Origin of the sequence: Gilvimarinus gilvus (genome assembly GCF_030518155.1) — a bacterium.
GTDB lineage: Bacteria > Pseudomonadota > Gammaproteobacteria > Pseudomonadales > Cellvibrionaceae > Gilvimarinus > Gilvimarinus gilvus.
Map to the genome: position 1 here is coordinate 94,074 of NZ_JAULRU010000797.1, position 26,485 is coordinate 120,558.

Consider the following 26,485-nt stretch of genomic DNA (forward strand, 5'->3'; position numbering starts at 1 on the left):
CTCAAAAGGCTTACCAATAGAATCACAGAACCCACCAATTTGGTAGCGCACTATATCTTCCGTCATGTCGCTCGGCTACAAGCAGCAAATAGACGACAAAAAAGGCCACCAGAGCACCGGTGGATTCTACGACAGTGTGCAGAGGTAGGTGCTGCCACTGACCAAAGACCGTCTGGCTTAGCACAAGTGTGGTTGCGTTAATGGTTAAGCTAACCAATAACACCAATAAAAGCACGTTACGCAGCGGCTGATGGTTAAAGTGAAATGGCTTTGAGCCCATAGGCCTTGCTACCTGCCGAGGAACTTTAGAAAGTCTCAATAAAGATTAGCAAAACTTTCGCAAATAGCTGCTAAATGCTTAAAAATCACCCAAATCACCAATACGATGCAGAAATTGGCGATCTAATGAGCAAAAAAAAACGGACCAAAGGCCCGTTTTTTTATCTGCGAGATTAAAACACTATCAACCAACAAACACCCGTGCATTGCGGAACAAACGCAACCATGCGCCATCTTCCTGCCAATTATCAGGGTGCCAGGAGTTGGTCACGGTACGGAACACCCGCTCCGGGTGCGGCATCATAATCGTTGCGCGCCCATCCTGACTGGTCACACTGGTAATGCCGCGCGGTGAGCCATTCGGGTTGGACGGGTACTGCTCGGTCGCCGCCAGGTTATTGTCGAGGTAGCGCATCGCCACCATACCGCTGCTGTCGCAGCTGTTAAGCGCCGCCTCATCAACAAACTCGGCGCGACCTTCGCCGTGAGCGACCGCTACCGGCATATGGGAGCCGGCCATTCCGCTGAACAACACAGAGGGCGATTCCTGAATTTGCACCAGGGAGTAGCGCGCCTCAAACTGCTCGGATAGGTTGCGCACAAAGCGCGGCCAATGGTCAGCGCCGGGTATCAAATCTTTAAGATTAGACATCATCTGACAACCGTTGCACACGCCCAGGCTGAAAGTATCAGCGCGGTTAAAAAATTGCTCAAACTGATCGCGCACCTGAGCGTTAAACAATACCGTCTTGGCCCAGCCCTCACCGGCACCGAGTACGTCACCGTAGGAAAAGCCGCCACAGGAAACCAGCCCTTTAAAGGTATCGAGGTTAACCCGACCGGTGAGCAAATCACTCATGTGCACATCCACGGCGTTAAAGCCGGCGCGGTCAAAGGCCGCAGCCATTTCGACATGACCGTTAACACCCTGCTCGCGCAGTACCGCCAAACGAGGACGTGTGCCTGCACTTATATACGGTGCCGCCACATCATGATTTTGATCGTAGGAAAGTTTAACCGACAGGCCGGGGTCGGCCGCCATTATGCCTTCAAACTCCTGACGAGCGCAGTCGGGATTGTCGCGCAGTGATTGCATCTGAAAGCTGGTTTCACTCCACAGGCTTTGTAAAATCACGCGCGACTGATCGAATACCAGCTCGCCGCTCAGCGATACACGCAACCAGTCGTCGTCGTTAACCACCCCCAAGCTGTGGGTACAGTCGGCGAGGCCGGCATCGGCAAACAGCGCTTTGATGGCGGCTACATGGTTCTTTTTAACTTGCAGTACCGCGCCCAACTCTTCGTTAAACAGGGCTGTCAGTGGGCAGTCGCCCAGTGCGTTGATGTCCACATCCAGGCCGCAGTGACCGGCAAAAGCCATCTCAGCTAATGTCGCAAACAAGCCACCGTCGGAGCGGTCGTGATAGGCCAGCACCAGGCCGTCCGCCAATGCTTTTTGCATGACGGTGAAGAAGCCTTTCAGCAAGACGGCGTCATCAACATCGGGCGGGGTTTCACCCAACTGGTTGTAGGTTTGCGCCAAGATTGAACCGCCCAAACGATTCTGGCCAGCCCCCAGGTCTACCAACAGCAACTCAGTTTCACCGAGGTCGGTGCGCAACTGCGGAGTAACCGCCTGACGTACATCGCTAACGGGCGAGAAGGCGGTAATAACCAGTGACAAAGGCGCAGTGACGGCCTTGTCGTTGCCGTCCTCTTGCCAGGCGGTGCGCATCGACATGGAGTCCTTGCCAACCGGAATGGTAATACCCAGCGCCGGGCACAGCTCCATACCCACCGCTTCGACGGTGCGGTAGAGCTTTTCGTCTTCGCCCTTATGACCGGCCGCACACATCCAGTTAGCCGACAGCTTTATGTCTTTGATGTCGGCAATGGGGGCGCAGGCGATATTGGTAATTGCCTCGCCGATCGCCATACGGCCTGAGGCCGGGGCATTGAGCAGCGCTGTAGGTGTGCGCTCACCAATGCTCATCGCCTCCCCCATATTGGAGTCGTAACTGACCGTGGTAATAGCGCAATCTGCGACAGGAATTTGCCAGGGACCGACCATTTGATCGCGCGCCACCTGACCGGTTACCGAGCGATCTCCGATGGTAATCAAAAAATTCTTACTGGCAACGGTTGGGTGTTTTAAAACACGCTCAGCCGCTTCGTTAATATGAATGTCGGTGGTAGTGAACTCTTCGGTCGCCGGCGTGTAACGCTTCGCTTCGCGGTGCATTTTAGGCGCTTTACCAAACAGCAAAGACATCGGCAGATCAACAGGTTTCGAATCAAAATGCTTGTCGTTGACCAACAGGTGTTGCTCGCTGGTGCTCTCGCCCACAACGGCGTATGGGGCGCGCTCACGGCTGCACATGGCTTCAAAGCGGGCTAAATTCTCTGGTGCAATGGCCAGTACGTAACGCTCTTGCGATTCGTTACACCAAATAGCCAGCGGGCTCATGCTGGGCTCATCGTTAGGTACATCACGCAATTCAAAGCTACCGCCACAGCCACCGTCTTTTACCAGCTCCGGGAATGCATTGGATAAACCACCGGCGCCCACATCGTGAATAAAGGCAATTGGGTTGTGCTCGCCCAGCTGCCAGCAGCGGTCGATAACTTCCTGACAGCGACGCTCAATTTCAGGGTTTTGGCGCTGCACCGAAGCAAAGTCCAGATCTTCCGATGAGCTGCCAGAGTCCATGGAAGATGCCGCTCCGCCCCCCAGGCCAATCAACATCGCCGGGCCACCGAGTACAACCAACTTACAGCCTGCCTCGAAAGGCGGCTTATCGACATGTTCGGTACGAATATTACCGTAACCACCGGCCAGCATGATCGGCTTGTGGTAGCCGCGGCGCTCGCCGTCGTAATCTTCTTCAAAGGTCCGGAAGTAACCGCAAATATTGGGGCGACCAAACTCATTATTAAAGGCCGCGCCACCGATAGGACCATCGAGCATAATATCCAGGGCGCTGACAATGCGCCCAGGCTTGCCGTAGTCCTGCTCCCATGGCTGTATAAAGGAAGGAATATTCAAGTTAGAGACGGTAAAGCCGGTCAGCCCAACTTTTGGCTTGGAGCCTCGCCCTACTGCGCCTTCGTCACGGATCTCGCCGCCGGCGCCGGTACCTGCCCCGGCAAAAGGAGAAATCGCCGTGGGGTGGTTATGAGTTTCCACCTTCATCAGCAAATTGATGTTCTCTGAGCTGTAGTGGTACTCGCCCGTTTCCGGATCGGGGTAGAAGCGGCCCGCTTCAGGCCCACTCACAACCGCCGCATTGTCAGCGTAGGCAGACAGGACGTTCTCGCCGTTGCATTCGAAGGTGTTCTTAATCATCTTAAACAAGCTGCGCGGCTGCTCTTCGCCGTCCAACGTCCAGCTGGCATTAAAGATTTTGTGACGACAGTGCTCCGAGTTGGCCTGGGCAAACATCATCAACTCAACATCAACCGGGTTGCGGCCGAGCTTTTGAAAGTTCTCGACCAGGTAATCAACTTCATCATCGGCCAGTGCCAAGCCCAGCTCGCGGTTGGCGCTTGCCAGAGCGTCGCGACCACCGCCTATCACATCGACGGTGGTTTGGGCGGCAGGTTCGGCGTGCTCAAACAGGCCCGCAGCCTGATCCAAATCGCTGAGTACCGTTTCCACCATGCGGTCGTGTAAAAGGGCAACAACGGCGGTGCGCTCTTCGGCCTTTATCTCGCCTTGCACGTGGTAGCTCACACCTCGTTCAATGCGTTTTACCGCGTTTAAGCCGCAGTTTTGTGCGATATCTGACGCCTTGGACGACCACGGCGATATGGTGCCAAAACGCGGCACCACCAAAAACAACTCGCCAGAGTGAGAAACCTCATCCATGCGAGGTCCATACGTCAGCAGCTTGGCCAAAACGTGTAACTCCGCCTCACTGAGAGGCGCAGACAGGTCGGCAAAGTGGGTAAACTCGGCGGCAACTCCGGAAACGCCAGGGGCCACAGCTTGTAGGCTGGCAAGCAGTTTTTGAGTTCGAAATGGTGAAAGTGCGGGTGCACCGGGCAATATCTGCATAGTGAGTAGCAACCTCAAGCTTGCGGGTGGTGTTGTGTACACGTTGTGCCGCCTCTGATCCATTGTCGGGTCTATTTTGAGGCGGTCTTGAGAGGGCCGGTATTGTACTTCAATTGGCCTATATTGGCAGCTGCATCCGAACAAATACTGCACTTTTTGCCCAATCTCGAGTCTAGATGGCGCGCCACCATAACCAAATTAGGTCAATTGTGAGGCTGCTTACGTCTATTAGGCTTTAGACTCCGTCGTTCAATTCGACTAAAATTCAGGCAGCCCTACTCGAAAAGTGATGCAGATTCAAGCTGGCGCATCACACTCAGAGTGTATAGAATCGCGCAAAATTTGCACACAAGTCGCCTTTTGGGCGACTTATTGAGGCGGCGCCCCGCATATCCGGTCGCCGACGCGTTTTAACTGGGCCGGTGCTAACCGGAAGGCTGTATTGCATGCTGTTAGATGCTGTCAGACGCTATCTTAGCGCCCTACCGGCGCGGTTTAGACCGCGTCGCCTGGTGTTTAGTACGCTTTTGATCGCAATGGCAGTCTCGCTTGCCGCCAGTCGCACGCCCACTGCGCTGGAGCAAGTGATCGAGTCTGGCACGCTAAAAGTCCTTTCCCGCAATGGCCCTACCACTTATTACGAGGGCCCGCACGGCAAAACCGGCTTCGAGTACACCCTGCTGAGAGGATTCGCTGACTACTTAGGCGTCGAGCTGGAGCTTATCGATGAAGCCAGTTTGGCCACCATTATTCAGCGAATTGACGATGAACAGGCCCACCTCGCCGCCGCAGGCCTGAGTATTACTGCGCAACGGGCACGTAAAGTGGCATTTACTCAACCCTATCTGGAAGTAACGCAGCAGTTAATTTACCGCCGTGGTCAGGACAAGCCCGCCGACATTACTGAGCTAAACGGCGACCTGCTGGTCATTGCCGACTCCTCCCATGTCGAGCGCCTGCAAGAATTGCAACGCGACTACCCTGCGCTATCGTGGCGCGAGCAAGACAGCCTGGAAATGATCGATTTGCTGGAGATGGTGCATCGCGGAGAAATTGACTACGCCATAGTCGACTCAAATGCGTACGCCATCAATGCACAGACCTTCCCTCGCGCTCAGGTTGCTTTTGAACTCGGCGATACCGACCAGCTGGGCTGGGCCTTTCCCAAGCGGGCCGACCGTTCACTTCTAGACAAGGCGCAGGCGTTTTTGCAGGAGGCGGAAGAAAATGGCGCGCTCGAGCAATTAGCGCACGAGTTCTTTGATACGTCTGATCGGGTTAGCACGGGCGGTGCTTTGCTGTTTACTCAGCGCCTCGAGGATCGCTTGCCGCAGTGGCAGGAAACGATGCAAAAAGTCGCCGAGGAGACTGACCTCAGCTGGCAACTGTTAGCAGCTATGAGTTATCAGGAGTCGCACTGGAATCCGCGGGCACGTTCGCATACCGGTGTTCGAGGGTTGATGATGCTAACCCGAACCACCGCGCGAGAATTGGGCATTAAAAATCGGCTGGACCCAGAGCAAAGTATTCGCGGCGGCGCCCGGTATTTTAAATCCTTGTACAACCGCATTCCTGACCGAATTGCCGAGCCCGACCGGACTTTGCTGGCACTGGCCGCTTACAATGTGGGCATGGGTCATTTAGAAGACGCGCGGCGCCTTACCGAGCACCTGGGAGATAATCCAGACCTATGGGAAGACGTACAGCAGCACCTACCAAAACTGGCCAAACGCAAGTACTACAGTGGGCTTAAATACGGCTACGCACGCGGCTGGGAGCCGGTACAGTACGCCAATAATATATTTAAGTACCGCGACATCATCGCCTGGCACGCGCAGCAAGAGCAGCGGCGTTTGGCCATGGCCAACGGTGGCGAAAATCTAGAGGCCGCTGAGCTGCCTGACGAAACCGAGGACTCCCCCTTAATGCCCATGTCTATTTTGTAACTCGGGATCTGCACGACACCTAAGCCCTGTCATTTCATTTGACACCGGTAAGCGCAAGCGCAACACTGGAGTTTTAACCAAAGGGACTCACAATGATTACGTATCTATATTGGGGCGCGGTGGTGTTTCTTGCCATGATGGTGCTTATTCTGCTCGGTAAGAACAACTTCTGGCGCAGCGCCATAGTTGGCGCTTTAGTTGTATTCATTGGCGGTGGGGCCGCGTATTACTTTCACTTTGAACAAGTCTTTGTAAAGCGCTATGGCGGCGTTATGACAATCAAAGTGCCCGAGGGCCAACAGCACCTCGCCACCACCTGGAAAGACGACAACCTATGGGTGGAAAACTATGACCCGGAAACTAACATTTGCCACTTTGCAGAATACTCGAAAGGTAATGTATTGCAGGGGCGGGTAACGCTCAAAAACTGCAATCCAGTGGGTATTCACTCCGACATTAAAAAAAGTAAGCCGGCAGCAACTGCACTAAAAGATGTTTCCGACATAGAAAATAGCCCTGCGCATTAAGTAGGCCAACGGCTAACCGCGCTTTTTTTCCGCCCGGCGACGTTTAAAAAAGGCCTGCAATTGAGTTTGGCAGGCCTCGCTCTCTACTCCCGGCGTAACCCCCACCTGATGATTAAAAAACGGCGACTCCAACAACTGCGCCTGGCTGTGAACTACCCCTGACTTGGGCTCGCTCGCACCGAATACCAAGCGTTCAATACGCGAATGAACCATAGCCCCTACACACATGGTACATGGCTCCAGGGTCACATATAACGTACACCCGCTCAGGCGATAATTCTCAAGATTGCGCGCTGCCTCTCGTACCGCCATTACCTCAGCGTGAGCGGTGGGATCGCATCCGCCAATAGGTCGATTGTACCCGCGCCCTACGATCTGGCCATCTTTAACGACAACAGCCCCCACCGGCACTTCATCGTTGTCAGCGGCCCGTTCCGCAAGCTGCATGGCCTCGCGCATCCACTGCACATCTTCCTCACTGGTTTGCGGTGCGCTGCCTTCACCTAAAGCGCGGCGATCGGCCTCAGCGATACTCATAGGCGCTACGAAATCAAAACGAGGGATTTCTTCCGAGTCGATCAGCACGGTTTCGATGAACATAGACAGGGGGCGAACCCACCAGGAAAAATCACCGTAAAGGCAGCGATAAACCACCAGCGCCTCGCGGGTTTCACTGTGGGTAGCAATGCGATAGACAAAGTACTCGCTACCTTTGTAATGGCGATATAAACCAGGGGAGATTTGCATAAGAAACTCGAACTAGACAAAAACACATTTTAAGGCGATAGGGCACAAATTGCATCCTCTCCCACGACCTCAGGCACAACTACTATCAGAGGCACCCCAACTCACCAGCCTGCCTAATAGCTAATGAGCCAATTGCCCCAAAAGCTCATTGTGGGGGGTAAAATTCAACCCGCACCGACGAATAAAGTCGGCAACCTGATCAAGCTCAGCCTGAGAGCTGGCTGAACAACTGGAGGCAATACCAGCCGGGAAGTAACCGTATCCTGCTAACATGCACGCCCAGGATTTAGCAGGAAACACGCCACTTAATTGCTGCCCACTCAAAGTCTGTTCAAAATTATCGCCCTCCGACCAGAGCTGCAGTATCGTTTTGACACGCTCGGACACCCGGCCGTTTGATGCATTGTCTCGCCAATATTGCGTATCAAGCCTTTGGCTTGCCTTATAGTGGCACACAATATAATCCCGAACCCCTGCAAACTTGGCATTCATGGTGTCGTTGAATTCCGCCTCATATTTATTCGAAAAAACCCCACGCTCAAAACAATGCATAAAGTGCACGACCGTTTCATAAGTGAGGGCGAGCGCTGTAGCCTCTAAGGGTTCAATAAACCCCTGAGAAAGACCAACGCCGAGACAATTTCGAGTCCAGTGCTTTTTCACACAACCAATTTTCATAGAAAGATGCTTGGCAGTGACATTGCTTTCCAGCAATCCGAGATGGGACCTTAATTCAAGCTCGGCCTGATCAGAATCGATATACCGGGAGCTGTATACATAACCGTTACCAATACGGTTTGACAGCGGAATCTGCCAGGCCCACCCATTCAATAGTGCAGTTGATTGAGTCGCCGGCGGCAACACTTCAGGTCTTTCACCAGCTATTACAACCGCAGAGTCGTTGAATAGAGTATCTTTATAGCTGTTAAACGGAACTCTTAGCGCTGATTGCAACAACAATGAACGAAAACCTGTACAGTCGATAAAGAAGTCGCCCCTAAGTGTACTGTTATCATCTAACCGTAAGGCATTTATCTCACCAGAATCGCTGCACATAACCTCGATAACAGCGGCATCGAGCACTCTGATATTTTTCTTACTCGCGCGTTCAGCAAGGAAATTTCCCAACAACGCGGAATCAAAATGATAGCCATAAGCGACAGTAAAAGGAAAACATTCAGCGGCAATTGGCCCTAAATTTTCACGAGTCAGGTACGACCCTAAAAAAAAATGGTCTGGATGCGCATTTACATTACGACCAAGCAGACGATTTTTCGCCATACGAAACAACAAAGGGGTTGTGAGGTCATCCACTTGCGCTGGGAACGGATGAAAATACGTGCTAAAACCCGGCCTCGCTGACCATCCTGAAAAATTGATCCCATTTTTGTATGTAGCATTGCAGCGAGGCATCCACTCACTTTCCGATATCCCGATAGTATCGAAGAAGACCTTAAGGTGCGGCGTAGACCCCTCTCCTACGCCAACAGTTCCAATATCTTTAGGTTCGAGTAAAACAATCTCTGCATTTTTCCAACGAGCGTGAATTAAATGCGCCGCCATCCAGCCGGAGGTTCCGCCTCCGACAACTACAATCTTTTCTGGACAAGCTCCTGATTCTTTCATATACGCACCTATTTTTGATTGCCGGGGGTGCGCGAGGTAGAATTCTTTGCGAACACTGTAAACTCTGCCAGCCACTGCTTTTGCGACATCAAGGTCTGCGTCAAGGTCGTTGCCCTGGTTAAGTGATTATCTATCGCGGCTTGCGATAATTTCCTCACTTTGTCGGACAGCTGCAGAGGACGGGTGGAATAGTCCATACCATAGAGCACCATCAAATAGCTTTCGACGAGAAAAATTTCATGCGTGCTGGGAAAATCCGTGCGCTGAGGTATGGCATAGCGCCACAAATTCAACCTTTCATTCAGCAGGTCGGAAACTGGCGCTTGCTCGGTGACATCGTGCCAAAAATCACTGTCCCGACGATTAGAAATGGCGTAATGCAAGCGAATAAAATCGATGACTCGCCCCCAGACTACTTCAGCCAACTCATTGCAAGACTTGGAATACAAGGTAATATCGTCTTTCACGACGGGAAACCGTTTGGCCAACATAGCACAGAGTGTGTCTGTCACATAGAGTGACGTTGCTTCCAGGGGTTCGACAAAACCGCCGGCCAAACCCAATGCCACACAATTCTTCTGCCAAAGTTTCTCGCGGTAACCCGCCTTCATGGCCACCTTTTTTACATCCTGGTTATCCAGATCGACGCCATGATAAGAAGAGAAGCTTCGCAGGGCCTCATCTTCTGTCATGTGTGCCGAGGAATACACAAACCCAGTGCCACGTCGCGTACTCAATGGAATATCCCAAATCCAACCTGCGGTATGCGCCGTTGCTTTTGTGTAAGGGAATATTTCATCATCAACTCTGGTTTTAACCGGCATCGCGAGCGCAGTATCGGTTGGAATTTGGTGAGCCAAATCAATAAATTTAACTCCCAACGCTCTATCAAAGATAAGCGAGGAAAAACCACTGCAATCAATATAGAAATCAAACTCTTCCGTATCACCTGACTGGTACTGCAGGCCTTTAATGAAACCATCATCATGCAAAAGAACATTATCTACCGTCTCAAACTTGTGCTGAACGCCAAAGCGGGTTTTGGCGTTTCGGGCCAAGAGAGCCGTAAATTTTGATGCGTCGAAATGATAGGCATAATTTACAACGCCTTGATAAGAGGGAGAATCTTTCCTTTTCGGGCAGAAGTTACCTTCAGATATACTGTAGGCTTTGGAAAGCTCTGAGTACTTAACGCCCTTATTAGACATCCAATATGGAGTTACGTCAAAACCACCCGGAAACGGCAGATCAAACGAATGGTAGTAAAAATTGGCTTCAGGTGCAAAGCTAGAGCTCATCCAGCCATAAAACTTGACACCCGTTTTAAACGTAGCGTCAGTCTCCAATAGAAGCTCAGCTTCACTAATGCCAAACCTTTGTAAACTATTCCGTATCGCCGGCACCGTGCCTTCACCAACGCCGATTACGGGAATGTCTTTTGACTCCACAACAGTTATCTGAATTTCGGGGTCACGCATTAGCTCAAGACCCAAATGGTTTGCACTTAACCAGCCCGCTGCCCCGCCCCCGACAATCGCAATTTTCTTAATTTTCATAGGTTATGCCTAGGCTTGTAATCGCTGGATAATGTCGTCTTTGAGCTTTCTCTCTGCCTCAGGTGTAATCTTTCCAATCGCATACTGACACTGCTCGGGAATATAGCTATTCGGATCGACGTTCTTTTTGAACAGGTAATGATCAAATACCTCCCGCCAAGCGCTGCGCTGAATGGGCGACAAATCTTGCATAGAAAGTAACGCCATGTTCAAAGCATCGATAGGTTTCGGGCTTACTGGATTTTTGGCAAAAGCCCCGTTCCACCAGTAGTTCATCAAAGCATTCACTTTTTCCAGCGCGTCAACGTGATGCCACCACAGCATAGGAATGAAAACAGCATCTCCCGGCTCTAGCTCCACAGCGAAAGCGCTATCCAAGGCGCTCTGAAAGCGTGGATACCGATCGAAGTCCGGATTATGTAAATCAACCATGCTAACTGGCACGCCCGCCGGAGTGAAATTTAGCGACCCAGGGTATAAATTTCCAGTTTGATCAGGGGGAAACAAAACAAACCTTCGCCTGCCCGCGATGGCGCAAGCCACGTTGTCCGAGGAATCGAAGTGTGCACTCACAACCGTTTGATTGCCTATCCACAAACGCGGCAAGGTTTCCGTAAAAAAATCAGTGACATTCTCCTCAGCTAAACCCGGAAGAATGTTTTCGGGGGATATGCTTTGCACAGATACTGCAGGATAAACATCTTTTTGCGCCAATTCGAGAAGACGACCAAGGTACAAATCCAGCCTTTCATCACCTTGTATATAGTTTAAATCTGTACAGTCATTATTATAAAAAAAGTTCCCATTAATATTGGGATGCCCCAACAATACCGTCGCCTTACTACCATTATAAAAACGGTTGAGGTACTTAACGAAATCTCGCGAGGATTTTCTTGCCGCTTCCACAACAGGCCAGGACGCAGCAAATCCTCTCATAACAATAGGCTTTTGCTGCGGCACAATTTCTTCGTGAAACTGTTTTGGTGATAAATCGCTGTACTCCGGTATCAGCTTAAATTCACTCATACTCTCACCTAAACCATTTAACCACTATGCTATGCACCAATTAATACTATTGCTTATCAAAATAATACTAATAAAAAGTAGCATTAAACTAGTTAAAAAAAGGGGGGGCAGCATTCCTGCCACACGCCCCCATTCCTAGTGCTTTTGGCTAAGTTTACGGTTAGAACGTCGCACGAATACTGAGTGCGTATCGACGGTCAGTGGTAAAGCTAAGCGCATCAGTTCTATCGCCTTCCTGGTTAAATTGATACTGGGTCTTTGTTTCAGTATCAAGCAAGTTACTGCCTTCAATACCAATTTTCAGGTTGTCATTTATGGTGTAGTACAAGCTAGCATCCATCATACCCATTGCTTCTGCGTAGGCTGGAGAGAAGTCTTCAGACTCACGTAAAGTCAACAAGTACTCTGAGCGCCAGGTATAAGCCAAGCGGAACGACACATCCTCGTACTCATACATACCGATAATATTGAGGTTTTCATCCGAATACCCCTGTAACGGCAAACCACTAAAAACACGGAATGTATTGCGCTCATCCTGAATTTGCTCACCCGCGGCATTGAAGCGTGTGCTCGGCGCTACCGCACCATTAGGATCTTCCAACCCATTCTGATCAATGTAGGTGTAGTTAAACTGCAAGCCTAACCCACTCAAGACACCAGGTAAGAAATCGTAGAACTGAGAGTAAGAAAACTCAACACCCTGAATATCACCCGAGCCGGTATTAGCGGGCCCGTAGGCAGATACCGTTTGGGTTGAGCCATTATTTTCTACACTCAGATCAAACTGTCGGTTGCGGATAATATTGTCCAGTTCTTTGCGGAACAAACCCACAGTCAAAGAGCCGGCGGGTGCAAAATACCACTCTGCCGTCAGGTCTAAATTAACCGACTCCTCTGGCTCAAGGTATGGGTTACTGGCGGCAGCGGTCAGCTGAACACTATCAATACCAATTACCGGGTTGGTGTCATTGTCTTGCGGAAGTGATTCGTCCTCGAGCATTGAATCCACATCCATGCTAACGATTACCCGGTTGCGAGTATCGACAAGGCTTGGGTAATACAACCCCTTCGATGCACCGAAGCGCACCACCACGTCATCGGTCAAACCAAATGTAACATTAAAGCTCGGCAAAATAGTGTCGTAATCTGTACCCTGTACGGTACTTTGCATTGAGCCACCGTCGGCAAATGCGTAGACACTGGGGTACTGTTCCTGCAGGAATGCGGCGGTTTGCTCTCCACCACGACTGGTTTCGGGCGGTGCTACAACGTAGCCTGTGGACTCCAGCTCGTAATTCACATACCGCACACCGATATTACCTTTGATCGGCACCGGCAAGTCGGCAAAATCGAAATCACCGCGCAGGTAAAACTCTGTGCGCTCCTCTCCGGCCTTGCTGATGTCATGCGCGGCAAAAGGGCCTTCTACACGATTTGTCATATCTGAGTAAGGTACAGCACAACCACCACTGCCATCGGCGGCATTACCAAGTGCATCACCCTCAGTGGACCAGCCCTCTTCACAACCTCGACGCAACGAGTTGGCGTAGTCTTTTACCAAATCCAGGCTTGGAAATAGGAACGTATTGACATCACCTCGAATCACATCGCCATTGTAATAGTCGGACATATCAATCTGGTCAAACAAACCAGGACGGTTTACGGCGGCCCCCTGAACACGCTGGTCGGCAAGATAGCCTGTAGCAATGGGAGAAAATGCAGCATATTCCGTATCGCGAACAATCAACTCTTTGTCAGAATAATAGGCACCGGCGCTGACTCCGGTAATGATGCCATCAAACGCATAAGATGCATCAATTTTAAAGCTGTCAGATTCTGCCGTATTGTGGGCTTCTTGCTGCAAGCCAGCCCCTAAGAATGCCGCGGGTTGAGAATTCTCCTCATCGATCCAACCATAGAAATCGACATCATCATTGAGAAATTCAAAGGTAGGTCGATCGCCGCGCAAATCCAGGAAGTAGGGCAACAAATCCTGCACAACGTTACCGCGTGTTCGAGCTTGCATATTGTAGCTGTGAACGAACTGCTCAGATTCTACGCGCTGATAATCCAACTCAATCGTCAAACGATCGGTCGGCATCAACTCTAAATTAAACGACGCGTCTTCAACGGTATTTTCATCGCGGTACCAACGCGTCATGTAAATCAGAGGTACTTCGGCGTTATTGTTCAAACCAATACCGGAGGTCAAGAAACCGTTGTCATCAAACGTACGAGGGTAACCATTTTCGTCATCGCCAATCCAGTCGTGAGATTCAGCCATAAACGACTTGAATCCCTGTGCGGCTTGCCCGATACGACGTTCGTCCCACTCGAGAGAGGCGTCAGAGTAGATGTACTCGGCGGTTGCTACTATTGTTTCATCGACATTGGCGTATTGTAAGGACGTCGTAAGGCCTGCGCGCTCGCGGTCATTCTCGGCGGTGCTCATGTGGAACTGAGCAGGCGTATACAAGAAAGTATCTTCTGCCTGACCTGTTAAGCCAACGCCTTCATAAGGCGAGTAATAAGCGTCTTCCGCGGTAATAATATTAGCAGGGCCATCGCAATCTGCCGGAGCCCAACCTCCAGCCAACGCATTCGGTACACAAGGGCTGTCGTAGTCGCCCTCTACCGCGCCCGGGCCTGTTGGAGTGCCCCATAGGTCCCAACTTGCTGAAGGCGTGGTATCAACCCCGCGCGAGTGGAAATTACCTAAACCGACGCCGTCACCACGAGTCTTGTATTCGGAGGACGAGCCCGCAAGCAGGAAGCCAAAGCTACCCGCTTCCGTGTCCCAGCTATCGGAGAAAAGCGCTGAGAACGACGGGGTTACCTCCTCGCGGTAATCACCATAGTTGGCCTTTGCATTAAATGAAATTAATCGCTCTTCAGAATCAAATGGTTTGCGTGAAATCAGATTAACCGTGCCGGCAATACCACCTGAGATGAGATCAGCTGTCTGGTTTTTAACCACTTCGACAGCTCCCAACAATTCTGCCGGGAAATCCTCGTAATTTAATCCACCGTAAGGGTTAGCACTGAAGGCATCGCGCCCGTTCACCTCGGAGCGAACTCGATCCAAACCACGTACCAACACGCCAGTCCCCTCGTCAGCGTAGTGCTTAGGATCATCAGAAGATGCAAAGCGCTCAATGGTTACACCCGGAACGCGTTGGAGCGCTTCGGTAACCGATTTGTCAGGTAGCGCGCCGATATCAGACGCTGTGATAACGTCTTTAACCGTGTCTGCGTAACGCTTCATGTCCTGCGCGGTTTCAATGCTTACGCGCATGCCTCGTACCACAACTTCCTCAACCAACTCATCAGAATCGGCCAAATCTTCCTGCGCATAGGCAGGCAGCACTACACCAGAGGCCGCCGCACAAACGGCCAAACTGAGTAATTTCTTGTGAAATTGCATAACCCATATCCTTTATTGAATTCTTCGACTAGTTACTCGCCCAAAATTCGGACAAATCCTCGCTTGACTGCTTTTCCTCACGCCTGCAGAAAAAAACCGGCTCAGAAATCTCCGAGCCGAAACCGTGAAGAGACACATGGTTGAAACATTGTTATTTTCTAACATTTTTAAGATTCAAACATGATACTTTATATAACTACCAACCCGACAACGTTGTCAAGCCTTGTGCCAAACTTTACACTTGCGCGTGAAAGACGCAGAGGTTCGCGCACTAAAGTAGAATTTTTACGGAAGATGCCGCTCAAACCGCACTAAATCGAGGCACTTGGCGTGACAAACGTTGCTCTGAACTAAGGCTATTTAACGAGAAAGTGAATATAGAAGAGCCAAATATATTAGGAATCGGCATTAAAAACAGGAAGGGGGACCGTGCGGAGGTAGCGACACGGTTAGATAACCAGAAAGCTCGAACCTTGAGGTAACCGGTTGCAGAGTCAATACGAACTCAGTCTATGACTTTAGCTTGGCGCAATTTGTCGATTTCAAGATCCGTTAAGGCCAGTACATCACGGAGCACCGACTGAGTATGCTCCCCGACACAAGGGCCAGACCACTCAGTTTTACCCGGCGTGTCCTCAAGCTTGGGCACCATGGCGGGAATGTCCAGCGGCTTGCCATCAATTTCTACACGCTCAAACATACCGCGTGCTTGATAGTGCTCATCGGTAAACATATCGGCCACACTGTAGATCGGCCCCGCCGGTACGCGAGCTTGCTCTAGCTGCTGCACAGCGTCAATACTTGGCAAACCTTGGCACCAGGCTTCCAGCACCGCATCAATGCGCCCTTCGTTGGCAACGCGACCAGCATTATCAGCCAGCGTTGCGTCTTGGGCTAAATCGGGCCGCCCCACCGCAATCATCAGGCGCTTAAAGATTGAATCGCCATTGCCGCCAATCACAATGTATTTGCCGTCCTGGCACAGGTAGGTGTTGGTGGGCACAATACCGGTGACGGTGCTACCCGAAGGCTCGCGCACAATACCTGCACCTGAGTACTCAGGCACCACGGCTTCCATTAAATTGAAAATGGATTCGTACAGGGCGACATCCACAACCTGACCGTCGCTCACGTTGCGTTCGCGCCCCAGTAACGCCATTACAATCCCAAATGCCGCGTGCAAGCCGGCAATAGAGTCACCGATACTTAAATTGGGGCGTACCGGCGCCTCACCCGGATGACCGTTGACATAACGCAGGCCACTGATACCCTCACACACAGACGCAAAGCCAGGCTTGTTGGCGTAGGGACCGGTCTGGCCATAACCCGATATGCGGGCGTATACGAGACCAGGGTTCGAACTTTTTAATTCATTGGGCCCCAGCCCCCAAGACTCCATAACGCCCGGGCGAAAATTTTCAATCACCACGTCGGCACCGAGCGCTAACCGTTTGCCAATGTCAGCGCCCTGCTCGGTACGTAAGTCCAAGGTTACGCTCTTTTTATTGCGACCAATAGAATGCCACCAATAAGAGGTACCATTTTCTACCGCTCGCCAGCCGCGAATAGGATCGCCCTTGCCGGGCGGTTCGATTTTTATAACCTCCGCGCCAAAATAAGCCAGCAGCGACCCTGCAAACGGGCCAGCGATTAGTTGCCCAAACTCAATGACGCGAATACCGGTTAACGGCTTTTTATTAGACTTCATTGATCAATACCAACTTGCCCATATGCTCGCCTGACTCCATGAGTGCATGGGCCTGACTTGCATCTTGCATTAAAAATTCCTGTGTCACCACGGGGCGCACCGCGCCAGTTTCCAACAGCGGCCATATCGCTTGTTTTAACTCTTGCGCTATTTTGGCCTTAATAGCATCACTTTGCGAGCGCAGTGTTGAGCCGGTGAACTCTAGTCGTTTGAGCATCACCGGTAATAAATCAATATTAACTTTACTGCCCTGTAAAAACGCGATGTTAACAATACGAGCTTCGGACGCAGCGGCTTTAAAATTTCGGGCAATGTAATCACCGCCTATAATGTCGAGGATGACATTTGCACCGCCCATTCCCCGAACCACACTGACAAAATCTTCCGAGCGATAATTGATAGCACGAGTGGCGCCCAGAGTTTCCAGGAAATTACATTTGCGGGCGGACCCTGCTGTTGTTACTACTTCAGCCCCCATGTACGCAGCAAGCTGCACAGCGGTAGTCCCTATGCCACCACTACCTCCGTGAATAAGAACGCGCTCGCCTGCCATAAGGTTGGCGCGCTGAAAAAGATTGTGCCACACCGTAAAATAAGTCTCCGGTAAGCTCGCCGCCTGAACGGCTGTCAGCCCCGCGGGAATTGGCAGAACTTGCCCTGCCTCGGCCACACAATACTGAGCGTAACCGCCGCCATTAACCAAGGCACAGACACGATCACCCAATTGCCACTGGCTTACTCCCTTCCCTACAGCCGCTACCGTTCCGGCAACTTCCAGGCCCAATCGAGAATCGGCATTAGCAGGAGGCGGGTAAAACCCCTGGCGCTGGAGAATATCAGGGCGATTCACACCCGCGGCCATAACCTTGATTAAAAGCTGATTTGCAGCGACGATAGGTTTAGTTGTCTCGACTAGTTTTAAATCTTCAGCACGGTGGCCGCTGCACTCAATTGCTTGCATCATCGTTCGGGAGTTATTTTTGATGTATCTTCGGGTGATAACACTGACCGGTTAATACTTGCACCAGGCCAGCGAAAAGGTAACAGCAACAAGCGGTCGGTGCGTGAATCCTCAGGCGATCGAAGATACTCAAGACCCAACTCAAAATCCGCTTGCTCTGCAAAATCTCGCAACCTTATTGTTCTAAAAATATAATCTGGCCAGGATACCGACGACGAATAATTACTATTGGTATAGGTTCGCTCACTGCTGTGATGAGTACGGTGGAAATCAGGGGTTACTACAAAACACCTCAGCACACGATCAACCGACAGGGGAAGGTATATATTGCTATGGCTAAATACCGCCATGAAATTTCTAAACAATTGATAAACTAGTATTGCGGCCGGTGGCAAACCCAACACCAGCACAATGGGTAGGTGCAGGAATATCGTCAGAAGCACTTCAAAGGGGTGATGTCTGTAGGCGGACGAAAAATCCAAGTCGGTATCGCTATGGTGTACCGCGTGAAACCGCCACAGGTAAGAGGATGCGTGAAAAGCTCGATGGAGCCAATAATCCAAAAGCTCAAAAACCACGAAGGCCAAGAGCAGCCCCCCCCAGAACCCAATTGACCAAGCGCCAACTAATCCAATTTTATGGTCGAAGCTCAGTGACGCCACGCCAGCCAACAACAGGGCATAAAACCAGCGCCCCAAAAAAATATTTAACAGCGTTAGCAGACCATTATTGAGCCACCGATAGCTTGTCTGCTTACCAGCTTGACGCCTGGGCGCAAGCATTTCCCAGGTTATGCACAGTACAATGCCGCACCACAGTGCATACCAGAGGTATGTTTCCATACGATTTCACCTTGGGGCCCCAGCAAAACATTGCTAAATCGGTATAAATCTCAGCACCAACTCTAAACAAGAAGTACAGCTCTGCTCTGTCTTCCAACATCCTAACCGAGTAACCACAACTGAAAGTGCACAGCGTGACCCGGATAAAAATAGGCTGAACCGACCTTTATTTTTTGCGTAACAAACGGTAGCCGATTACAAGAACTGCTGCGGCGAGCGCACCGATAGCAAAAGGGGAGTCGACCGGCAAAGTCGTGGACGACGTTGGCACCGCCGTACCTGCGATGGCTATTACACTGGCAAACAGTAACGCAACACCAAGTCCGATTTTATAAGCAGCTTTAATCATCTTAACCCCGAGTCAGTTTTAATTGTTTTACGGGCGCACTGCCCAATGTGAGGAAAAAGTGTACGCGGGCTTTACATATCCATCAAGCTTTCTCGAAAACAGGCCCGGCAGGCGGTTGAAAAACCCTTGCATGCTCGGCGTGGCCTCAAGCGTGCAGATACTGTGTTTTGTCTCGCCGCACAGGGTGGCTCCCTTTGCTAGAGACGAGGCGCGGCAGATGTGCACTTCACGCACGCCCCTCGGGGCTTCCGGGCTCCCCCGTACGTCGTTGCCACTTTTCGATGTGTGGTCACACACCGCTAGGGAGCAAGCCTGTCCACAACCCAAGCTCTGCCCTGTAAACGATAACGGAAACAATCATGCAACCTGAACTCCCCCCCCTGCCAAAACTCGATGGCTTCGGGACGGACACGATACCCCCCCCAATTCTCAGGCATAGGGACTTCGGTACCGGCAAACTGCTCTTCCATTCTGTCATAGGCATCCAGCAAAACTTGACGTGAAGAAATGACATCGCTTTGAGCTGAAGACCAAGCCGCCAACTGACTTTGACGCGGACGGGAAGCGAAATAATCAGTGGCCATCTGCAGATCCACCAACTCAACCGTACCTGTGACTTTTACTTGCCTGTCCAATGAGTGCCAGGGAAAGAGCAAACTGGCCTTGGGGTTTTCTCGCAGCTCTCGCCCCTTACGACTTGCAAGGTGGGTATAAAACACAAAGCCCGATTGATCCAGGTGCTTTAGCAATACAATTCGCTGCGAAGGCAGCCCCATAGCATCGGCCGTCGCAAGCACCATCGCCGTGGGGTCTGTAACTCCAGCGGCCTCAACCTGATCGTACCAGTTCGCGAATTGGTCAAAAGGATTCTTGGCAAGATCTGCTCGCCGCAACCCGCCCTGCGTGTATTCGCGGCGCTTGGCTTCAAACATATGACTCATAACTACCTCAAATCTCTTGTCGATAGCTCCATTATACGCGACAGAATGCGGACCAGATCCCCGGTTTGTATCAAGCTTTTCACGCAAAGCTGCACTGACTGCTCATCTGAGATGCAAAATAGCGCGTAAAATTATTTGCGAAGATCGTGGTCTAAGGGTCAACGGGTGTGCTTAAATCGTCCCCTCTTAATTCAATTGGCGAGCGAATAGCCGCAGCCGGTTAGTCATTGGTCTTGTAAAGACTGCGAATCGCAACAGATATTATTGCGAAGTCAGGCACAAGTTGGCGCAAAAGACTACAATCATGGATAAGAGAGCCGTATAATTGGCACATATATCAACAATAGTGAGGTTTTATGAGCCTACAACAGCTCCCGACAGGGGTATTGCTGGCCGGTGGTCGCGCACGGCGTATGGGCGGTGGCGACAAGTGCTTGCTACCACTGAAGGACAAAACTTTACTCACTCGCAGCATTGATAGAGCCCAGCCTCAAGTCAATGACCTGGTGCTAAGTGCCAATGGCAACGCCTTGCGGTTTGCCCGAACCAAGCTCACCGTAGTAGCCGACCAATACCAAGACTTCCCCGGCCCTATGGCTGGCATTCATGCCGCACTCAATTGGGCGCAGCAAAACCGCCCGGAAAACCCATGGGTAGCCAGCTTTGCCTGCGATACGCCGTTTTTTCCCCGGGCAATGGTGGAGCAACTCAGCGCGGCGTTGCAAGATGATGCTCAGATTGCCGTTGCCGTCTCCAACGGGCGCATGCAGCCAGTTTTTGCGCTCTGGCACAATTCTTTGCTGCCGGCGATCAGTGCAACTTTGGACGGGACGGACATTCCCTGGCTTCAGCACTGGATTGCCGAGCATCCTCACGTTACTGTAGAGTTCGATAACACCCCATTTGACTGTTTTACCAACATCAACACCCCCCAAGACCTTTACGCCGCCGAGGAGCTCGTCGCCCAGCACGGCGATCTCTGAAATTCACTGCAAACCCGTGTATAATTCAGCGCCTTTTCGGCGAGCTGAAGCGAACGCTTTGAGTACCGTTTGACCTAACACGGATCCGCCACATTTTCTAACCCATAACTCCCCGCCCAAGGCGGCAGATGACTATGCAAAAATCTTTGAAAGAAACCTGGTTCAGCAATGTTCGCGGCGATGTCCTCTCGGGCACTGTAGTGGCATTAGCTCTGATTCCTGAGGCCATTGCGTTTTCCATCATCGCCGGTGTTGACCCGAAGGTAGGCCTTTACGCCTCTTTTTGTATCGCCTTTATTAGCGCCTTTACCGGCGGCCGCCCAGCGATGATCTCAGCGGCTACCGGGGCCATGGCACTGGTTATGGTCGATCTGGTCAAAGACCACGGGCTTGAGTATCTTTTGGCAGCCACCTTGCTCACTGGGGTGTTTCAAATTATTGCAGGTCTTCTCAAACTGGGCAGCCTGATGCGTTTTGTGTCACGTTCGGTGGTCACGGGCTTTGTTAACGCCTTGGCCATATTAATCTTTTTGGCCCAGTTACCGGAAATTACCGGAGGCAACTTCACTTTGCCTGTGTATCTGCTGCTCGCAGCTGGTTTAGGCATCATTTATCTGTTCCCTTACATTAGCAAGGCCATTCCCTCGCCGTTAATTTGCATTGTTAGCCTGACGTTCGTGACCGTGTACTTCGGCATCGACGTGCGCAAAGTGGGAGACATGGGCGCGTTGCCGGATAGCTTACCTGTATTTTTACTGCCGGAAGTACCCTTCAACCTGGAAACATTAAAAATCATCTTCCCGTTTTCCTTAACGCTGGCGGTGGTCGGCCTACTCGAATCGATGATGACAGCGACAATTGTCGACGACCTCACCGACACTGACAGTAACAAAAACCGCGAGTGTGTCAGTCAGGGGGTTTCTAATATCGGATCTGGCTTTCTCGGCGGCATGGCGGGTTGCGCTATGATTGGCCAGTCGGTAATCAATGTGAAATCCGGTGGTCGCACTAGACTGTCCACACTGGTTGCCGGTGTCTTTCTACTGATATTAGTGGTATTTCTTGGAGATTGGGTTGCCAGGATGCCGATGGCGTCCTTAGTGGCGGTGATGATCATGGTCTCCATTGGTACCTTTAGCTGGTCATCTCTAGCCGCTCTTAAAACCAACCCCAAAAGCTCGTCAATCGTGATGGTGGCGACCGTAGCCGTAGTAGTGGCGACTCACAATTTAGCCTTAGGTGTGCTCTTGGGCGTGCTTCTAAGTACTCTGTTTTTCGCCTACAAGGTAGGGCAAATCCTATACGTCGGTTCACAGTTTGACGCAGAGCGCAGCTGTCGAACCTACACCGTAGTGGGGCAGGTGTTTTTCTCATCCGCCGATCAGTTTATTGACGGATTCGACTTCAAAGAGGCGGTTGAACATGTCAATATTGACTTGTCGCGAGCGCACTTTTGGGACATTACGGCTATTAGTTCACTGGATAAGGTCGTACTGAAATTTCGTCGCGAAGGCACCGAAGTGAAGCTTATTGGCCTGAATGAAGCCAGTGCCACTTTAGTGGACCGTTTTGCTGTGCACGATAAACCTGAAGAAGTTGAAAAATTGATGGGTCATTAGAGCCAACAAACACAATTTTTTGTCGCTCTGGTACTGCTGGCCACTTAGCCAGCCCAGGCGATCAGCTGGACACTAAATTAGCGGGCGGTTGATACCTACACAACGGGTGTCGACAAGCTCTAAACCACCGATAATAAGGAAACCGCTATGGCCGCTAACGTTATTGCATGTATCGACGACTCTCAATACGCAGAGTCAGTATGTGACGGTGCGGCTTGGGCAGCGCAGCAGCTGGCCGCTCCCCTGCACCTATTGCATGTGCTGGACTATGTACACGGTACAGGTGAACGCAACCTCTCGGGCACATTGGGCTTCGGCGCCCAGGAAGCGCTGCTTGAAGAGCTCGCCTCACTCGACGAAAAGCGAGCCAAGGTTGCTATGGAGCAAGGCAAGCTATTGCTGGCAGCAGCCCAAGACCGAGTAGCGCCTGCGGGACTAGAGGATGTGCAAACGCGGCAACGCCATGGTGAATTTACCGATGCGCTAGTTGAGCTCGAAAACGAAACTCGCTTGCTGGTAGTTGGCAAGCGAGGCGCTGAAAGTGCCAGTGCCCATGGCCATATTGGCAGCCATATCGAGAAAATCATACGCGCTATCCACAAGCCTATCTTAATTGTTCAGCCGGAATTTACCTCCCCAAAAGCATTAATGATTGCTTATGATGGCAGTGCGACTATTCGTAAAGGTATTGAGATGATAGCCGCCAGCCCACTGCTGCAAGGCTGTCATTGCCATCTGGTTATGGTGGGTGCCGATCTGGAAGCCAACCGCGAGTCCATGCTGTGGGCTGAAAAACTACTGCAAGGCGCACAGCTATCGGTCGAATCACATATTATTTCTGGCGATCCGGAAAACGCTTTGGTTGAATATCAGAGTAAAAACAATATTGAACTGCTGGTGCTTGGGGCTTACGGTCATTCACGTATCAGGCATTTTATTGTCGGCAGCACCACTACCGCCATGATATGTCGCTGCAGAACCTCAATGCTGGTTCTGCGTTAGTCGAGCCTATGTGGACACTGTGTAAACAAGGCCAGTTCTGGGCATTGCTGGCCATTTATCTGCTGCTGGGCACGGCGCAACAACCTCAGCAGGTTGTTGGCGATTATAACGATTTGCTGATGCACTTTCTGGGTTATTTGGTCGCCGGAATATCCATTAGCATTGCCTATCCGAAACAATCCGTTTATGCGCGACTGATGTGGCTCTGGCTGTTCTCAACAGGCGTTGAAATAATTCAGTATTTTTTACCCTGGCGCAGCTTCGATCTATGGGACATGCTCGCCAATACGAGCGGCATTGTGCTAGGGCTTGTAATATTTAGCTGCGCCTGCCTGATTGTGCGCCGAAATAAATCGACGCATATCGTGTGATTGTCCTTCACGCTCAGGGCGTAATTATTTCATTACCCTGACACGAAATCGGCGACCTTTTAACTTGCCTGTTTCAATTTTTTTCAACGCGCGGCGGTAGACCTGTCGCTCAACCGCAACAAACGCACTAAAATCAAACACATTGATTTTGCCGATTTGCGCGTTATCTATTCCCCCCTCGCCGGTTAGACACCCGACAATATCGCCAGGGCGAACTTTTTGTTTTTTGCCGCCATCAATTTGCAAAGTAATCATACTTGGTTCGGGTAGTGAGCGCGTCGGGGCCTCGGGCACCTTTTCCGGAAAGAAGGATTCGCCCATTTCTTCTTCAATTCGGATTAACTTGCCAATTTCCCTGTCGCTGTAAATTGAACACGCCAATCCTTGTGCCCCGGCACGACCGGTGCGACCAATTCGGTGGACGTGCACCTCGGGGTCACGCGATAAATGATAATTAACAACCAGATCCAACGCGGAAATATCGAGACCGCGAGCGGCCACATCGGTTGCGACCAACACATTCGCGCTTTTGTTGGCAAAGCGAACCAACGTGTAGTCACGCTCTCTTTGCTCTAAGTCGCCGTGCAACGCTAAGGCGGCAAATCCCTGCGCAGACAAGGTATCGGCCACCTCCTGGGTCTCGCGTTTGGTGGTGCAGAACACAATCATTGATTCTGCGAAGTAGGCGCTTAAAATTTGCCGTAAAGCCTGACTCCGATCACTGTCTTCAATTTTAAAGAAGCGCTGCTCAATCGTAGAGTCCTGACGTTCGGCCTGTACTTTCACAAATACAGGCTCTGTCATGTAACCTTTTGCCATACGCTCAATCTGCTCGGGGAAGGTCGCGCTGAACAGCAGCGTCTGACGACGCCCCGGCAGTGCACTCACAATGGTCGTCAAGGTATCCTGAAATCCCATATCCAACATTCTGTCGGCCTCATCGAGCACCAACATCGACATGCTGCGTGTATTTAAGTGGCCCTTGCGCACATGCTCCTCAATTCGGCCCGGTGTACCCACGACAATATGAGCGCCATGCTTGAGCGAGGCGACTTGCGCCCCAAAAGGGCCACCACCGCATAAAGTGAGTATTTTAATATTGTGAATGGAGCGGGCCAGGCGTCGCAGCTCACCTGCCACTTGATCAGCCAATTCACGCGTTGGGCATAGCACCAACCCTTGCGGGGCAAATTTTTGCACATCGAGGGCGTGTAGCAAGCCCAGACCAAAGGCCACGGTCTTGCCTGATCCGGTGCTCGCCTGACCGATCACATCGCGACCCTCGAGCACTTGCGGCAAACTCGCCGCCTGGATCGGCGTCATTTTGTTAAAACCAAGCGAATCGAGGTTTTGCAGTAATGCCTGAGCCAGGGGTAGTGAGGAGAAAGACGAAGCAGAAGTTGTATCAGTCAATGCTGTGTACCTTTTAATCAGCGTTAGGCGTTAGCCGTTGACCCGGCACTCACTGCCAATGCATCAAATTACGACCTTGAAACGACCATTATACTGTTCAACGGCAAATCCTTCTGCTACATTTTGCCCGCCTATCGAAAACAAAGCGGAGATCCCATGAGTAGCCTGCAGGACCAACTTCTAAAAGCCGGACTGGTCGATACCAAAAAAGCCAAACAGACCAAAAAAGAGAAAGCCAAGCAGGCCAAGGTTCAGAAACGATCAAAACAGCCCAGCGTCGACGAAACCAAGCTAGCCGCGCAACAGGCTCGCCAGGAAAAGATCGAGCGCGACCGCAAGCTCAACGCCGAGCGCAATGCCGCAGCGCAGGAAAAAGCCATTCAGGCTCAGATTAAGCAACTGATCACCCTGAACAGACAAGCCAAACAGGGCGATACCGCGTACAATTTTACTGACGGCAGCACCGTAAAGTCGCTTTATGCCTCCGCCCAGCAGGTAGAGCAGCTAAGTCGGGGGCTCTTAGCGGTTGTCCGCCTAGATGAACAGTATGAATTGGTGCCGGCGATCATTGCCGAAAAAATAGCCGATCGCGATGCGACGGTAGTGGTGTCGCAGGCCAGCAAGTCGGCCGACACCCTAGACGAAGACGATCCCTATGCGGACTACGTCATTCCAGATGATTTGATGTGGTAACCCGCGAAAGGCGCCCATACAACCGATTGCAAAGCGCGACTAGATTGCCAAAGCCACAAAGTTACCCAATTTGGCAAGCCTGCCTGCGAGCCAGCGCTCTTTCCCAAGCGCCTGAGCAGCCCTCAGTGGCGCAATTGAATGTTGGGTTCAAGGTTGACTTGGCCATCGCTTTCTAGCACACCCACCTTGGTACCCTGATCGTCTACGACCACGGCAATCGGGTCTTGAAACAGTGGCCGGCGGATAAACATCAATTGCCAGCCAAAGCATTCCATATGACTAAGTGCCAACACCTGTAAATCATTCAAAAATACGGCCGCGTTGGCAGGGACGGCGGCCTGCCCACAGCGTTTATCCCGATCCATAACGTCACCTTCAATTATTCAATACCTAATAGAAGATTAGCAGCCTGAAC

21 protein-coding genes are annotated in these 26,485 nt (G+C 51.3%); 7 read left to right on the forward strand and 14 right to left on the reverse strand.

Annotation, left to right across the window (positions count from 1 at the left end):
• Positions 1 to 22 precede the first annotated feature (22 nt).
• Positions 23 to 280 carry a hypothetical protein gene (locus tag QWI17_RS20600; protein ID WP_302724409.1) on the reverse strand — a complete coding sequence of 86 codons (258 nt, stop codon included), beginning with the start codon at positions 278 to 280 and terminating at the stop codon, positions 23 to 25.
• 183 nt (positions 281 to 463) lie between these two features.
• Positions 464 to 4,336, reverse strand: a complete 3,873-nt coding sequence (purL, locus tag QWI17_RS20605; protein ID WP_302724410.1) for a phosphoribosylformylglycinamidine synthase — start codon at positions 4,334 to 4,336, stop codon at positions 464 to 466.
• Between the two features lie 446 nt (positions 4,337 to 4,782).
• Between purL and mltF the strand changes: the two genes are divergently transcribed.
• Together mltF and QWI17_RS20615 are read left to right on the forward strand one after the other, a co-directional pair.
• The gene (gene mltF / locus QWI17_RS20610; protein ID WP_302724411.1) at positions 4,783 to 6,282 is read left to right on the forward strand and encodes a membrane-bound lytic murein transglycosylase MltF; all 1,500 of its coding nucleotides are present in this window, start codon (positions 4,783 to 4,785) and stop codon (positions 6,280 to 6,282) included.
• A gap of 92 nt (positions 6,283 to 6,374) precedes the next feature.
• Positions 6,375 to 6,809, forward strand: a complete 435-nt coding sequence (locus tag QWI17_RS20615; RefSeq protein ID WP_302724412.1) for a hypothetical protein — start codon at positions 6,375 to 6,377, stop codon at positions 6,807 to 6,809.
• Between the two features lie 12 nt (positions 6,810 to 6,821).
• Here the strand turns inward: QWI17_RS20615 and tadA are convergent, their stop codons facing one another.
• From tadA to pdxH, 10 genes are all read right to left on the reverse strand, one after another.
• Positions 6,822 to 7,556, reverse strand: coding sequence for a tRNA adenosine(34) deaminase TadA (gene tadA, locus QWI17_RS20620; protein ID WP_370659575.1), 735 nt, complete (start codon positions 7,554 to 7,556; stop codon positions 6,822 to 6,824).
• Between the two features lie 120 nt (positions 7,557 to 7,676).
• Positions 7,677 to 9,182: a tryptophan halogenase family protein gene (locus QWI17_RS20630; RefSeq protein WP_302724413.1), complete on the reverse strand. Its 1,506-nt coding sequence runs from the start codon at positions 9,180 to 9,182 to the stop codon at positions 7,677 to 7,679.
• 8 nt (positions 9,183 to 9,190) lie between these two features.
• Positions 9,191 to 10,738: a tryptophan halogenase family protein gene (locus QWI17_RS20635; protein ID WP_302724414.1), complete on the reverse strand. Its 1,548-nt coding sequence runs from the start codon at positions 10,736 to 10,738 to the stop codon at positions 9,191 to 9,193.
• 9 nt (positions 10,739 to 10,747) lie between these two features.
• On the reverse strand, positions 10,748 to 11,764 hold the full coding sequence (locus QWI17_RS20640; RefSeq protein WP_302724415.1) for a cupin-like domain-containing protein: 1,017 nt from the start codon (positions 11,762 to 11,764) through the stop codon (positions 10,748 to 10,750).
• Between the two features lie 160 nt (positions 11,765 to 11,924).
• Positions 11,925 to 15,188: a TonB-dependent receptor gene (locus tag QWI17_RS20645; RefSeq protein ID WP_302724416.1), complete on the reverse strand. Its 3,264-nt coding sequence runs from the start codon at positions 15,186 to 15,188 to the stop codon at positions 11,925 to 11,927.
• Positions 15,189 to 15,693: 505 nt separating this feature from the next.
• Positions 15,694 to 16,896: a CaiB/BaiF CoA transferase family protein gene (locus QWI17_RS20650; RefSeq protein WP_302724417.1), complete on the reverse strand. Its 1,203-nt coding sequence runs from the start codon at positions 16,894 to 16,896 to the stop codon at positions 15,694 to 15,696.
• Positions 16,886 to 17,857 carry an NAD(P)H-quinone oxidoreductase gene (locus QWI17_RS20655; RefSeq protein ID WP_302724418.1) on the reverse strand — a complete coding sequence of 324 codons (972 nt, stop codon included), beginning with the start codon at positions 17,855 to 17,857 and terminating at the stop codon, positions 16,886 to 16,888. The genes QWI17_RS20650 and QWI17_RS20655 overlap by 11 nt, the downstream gene beginning before the upstream one ends.
• Positions 17,857 to 18,699, reverse strand: coding sequence for a sterol desaturase family protein (locus QWI17_RS20660; protein ID WP_302724419.1), 843 nt, complete (start codon positions 18,697 to 18,699; stop codon positions 17,857 to 17,859). The genes QWI17_RS20655 and QWI17_RS20660 overlap by 1 nt, the downstream gene beginning before the upstream one ends.
• A gap of 166 nt (positions 18,700 to 18,865) precedes the next feature.
• On the reverse strand, positions 18,866 to 19,048 hold the full coding sequence (locus QWI17_RS20665; protein WP_302724420.1) for a hypothetical protein: 183 nt from the start codon (positions 19,046 to 19,048) through the stop codon (positions 18,866 to 18,868).
• Between the two features lie 299 nt (positions 19,049 to 19,347).
• Positions 19,348 to 19,989 carry a pyridoxamine 5'-phosphate oxidase gene (gene pdxH, locus QWI17_RS20670; protein WP_302724421.1) on the reverse strand — a complete coding sequence of 214 codons (642 nt, stop codon included), beginning with the start codon at positions 19,987 to 19,989 and terminating at the stop codon, positions 19,348 to 19,350.
• 356 nt (positions 19,990 to 20,345) lie between these two features.
• On the opposite strand from pdxH, the gene mobA reads away from it, so the two are divergent.
• From mobA to QWI17_RS20690, 4 genes are all read left to right on the forward strand, one after another.
• The gene (gene mobA / locus QWI17_RS20675; RefSeq protein ID WP_302724422.1) at positions 20,346 to 20,972 is read left to right on the forward strand and encodes a molybdenum cofactor guanylyltransferase MobA; all 627 of its coding nucleotides are present in this window, start codon (positions 20,346 to 20,348) and stop codon (positions 20,970 to 20,972) included.
• Between the two features lie 134 nt (positions 20,973 to 21,106).
• Entirely contained in the window at positions 21,107 to 22,591 is a 1,485-nt protein-coding gene (locus tag QWI17_RS20680; RefSeq protein ID WP_302724423.1) for a SulP family inorganic anion transporter, read from the forward strand.
• Positions 22,592 to 22,738: 147 nt separating this feature from the next.
• Positions 22,739 to 23,593 (forward strand): universal stress protein, encoded by an 855-nt coding sequence (locus QWI17_RS20685; protein WP_302724424.1) that lies wholly within the window; start codon positions 22,739 to 22,741, stop codon positions 23,591 to 23,593.
• Positions 23,557 to 23,964 (forward strand): VanZ family protein, encoded by a 408-nt coding sequence (locus QWI17_RS20690; RefSeq protein WP_302724425.1) that lies wholly within the window; start codon positions 23,557 to 23,559, stop codon positions 23,962 to 23,964. The genes QWI17_RS20685 and QWI17_RS20690 overlap by 37 nt, the downstream gene beginning before the upstream one ends.
• Positions 23,965 to 23,988: 24 nt before the next feature.
• Here the strand turns inward: QWI17_RS20690 and dbpA are convergent, their stop codons facing one another.
• The gene (gene dbpA, locus QWI17_RS20695) at positions 23,989 to 25,377 is read right to left on the reverse strand and encodes an ATP-dependent RNA helicase DbpA (protein WP_302724426.1); all 1,389 of its coding nucleotides are present in this window, start codon (positions 25,375 to 25,377) and stop codon (positions 23,989 to 23,991) included.
• A gap of 156 nt (positions 25,378 to 25,533) precedes the next feature.
• On the opposite strand from dbpA, the gene QWI17_RS20700 reads away from it, so the two are divergent.
• On the forward strand, positions 25,534 to 26,070 hold the full coding sequence (locus QWI17_RS20700; RefSeq protein ID WP_302724427.1) for a DUF2058 domain-containing protein: 537 nt from the start codon (positions 25,534 to 25,536) through the stop codon (positions 26,068 to 26,070).
• Between the two features lie 122 nt (positions 26,071 to 26,192).
• Here the strand turns inward: QWI17_RS20700 and QWI17_RS20705 are convergent, their stop codons facing one another.
• Entirely contained in the window at positions 26,193 to 26,435 is a 243-nt protein-coding gene (locus QWI17_RS20705) for a hypothetical protein (protein ID WP_302724428.1), read from the reverse strand.
• Between the last annotated feature and the right edge of the window lie 50 nt (positions 26,436 to 26,485).

Coding starts and splice junctions, on each gene's coding strand:
- QWI17_RS20615 (WP_302724412.1), top strand. CDS start 6,375: ATGATTACGTATCTATATTGGGGCGCGGTGGTGTTTCTTGCCATGATG.
- QWI17_RS20655 (WP_302724418.1), bottom strand. CDS start 17,857: ATGCAAGCAATTGAGTGCAGCGGCCACCGTGCTGAAGATTTAAAACTA.
- mobA (WP_302724422.1), top strand. CDS start 20,346: ATGAGCCTACAACAGCTCCCGACAGGGGTATTGCTGGCCGGTGGTCGC.
- QWI17_RS20680 (WP_302724423.1), top strand. CDS start 21,107: ATGCAAAAATCTTTGAAAGAAACCTGGTTCAGCAATGTTCGCGGCGAT.
- QWI17_RS20640 (WP_302724415.1), bottom strand. CDS start 11,764: ATGAGTGAATTTAAGCTGATACCGGAGTACAGCGATTTATCACCAAAA.
- purL (WP_302724410.1), bottom strand. CDS start 4,336: ATGCAGATATTGCCCGGTGCACCCGCACTTTCACCATTTCGAACTCAA.
- QWI17_RS20645 (WP_302724416.1), bottom strand. CDS start 15,188: ATGCAATTTCACAAGAAATTACTCAGTTTGGCCGTTTGTGCGGCGGCC.
- QWI17_RS20705 (WP_302724428.1), bottom strand. CDS start 26,435: ATGGATCGGGATAAACGCTGTGGGCAGGCCGCCGTCCCTGCCAACGCG.
- QWI17_RS20660 (WP_302724419.1), bottom strand. CDS start 18,699: ATGGAAACATACCTCTGGTATGCACTGTGGTGCGGCATTGTACTGTGC.
- QWI17_RS20600 (WP_302724409.1), bottom strand. CDS start 280: ATGGGCTCAAAGCCATTTCACTTTAACCATCAGCCGCTGCGTAACGTG.
- QWI17_RS20700 (WP_302724427.1), top strand. CDS start 25,534: ATGAGTAGCCTGCAGGACCAACTTCTAAAAGCCGGACTGGTCGATACC.
- QWI17_RS20630 (WP_302724413.1), bottom strand. CDS start 9,182: ATGAAAGAATCAGGAGCTTGTCCAGAAAAGATTGTAGTTGTCGGAGGC.
- QWI17_RS20685 (WP_302724424.1), top strand. CDS start 22,739: ATGGCCGCTAACGTTATTGCATGTATCGACGACTCTCAATACGCAGAG.
- QWI17_RS20665 (WP_302724420.1), bottom strand. CDS start 19,048: ATGATTAAAGCTGCTTATAAAATCGGACTTGGTGTTGCGTTACTGTTT.
- QWI17_RS20690 (WP_302724425.1), top strand. CDS start 23,557: ATGTCGCTGCAGAACCTCAATGCTGGTTCTGCGTTAGTCGAGCCTATG.
- tadA (WP_370659575.1), bottom strand. CDS start 7,556: ATGCAAATCTCCCCTGGTTTATATCGCCATTACAAAGGTAGCGAGTAC.
- QWI17_RS20635 (WP_302724414.1), bottom strand. CDS start 10,738: ATGAAAATTAAGAAAATTGCGATTGTCGGGGGCGGGGCAGCGGGCTGG.
- mltF (WP_302724411.1), top strand. CDS start 4,783: ATGCTGTTAGATGCTGTCAGACGCTATCTTAGCGCCCTACCGGCGCGG.
- pdxH (WP_302724421.1), bottom strand. CDS start 19,989: ATGAGTCATATGTTTGAAGCCAAGCGCCGCGAATACACGCAGGGCGGG.
- QWI17_RS20650 (WP_302724417.1), bottom strand. CDS start 16,896: ATGAAGTCTAATAAAAAGCCGTTAACCGGTATTCGCGTCATTGAGTTT.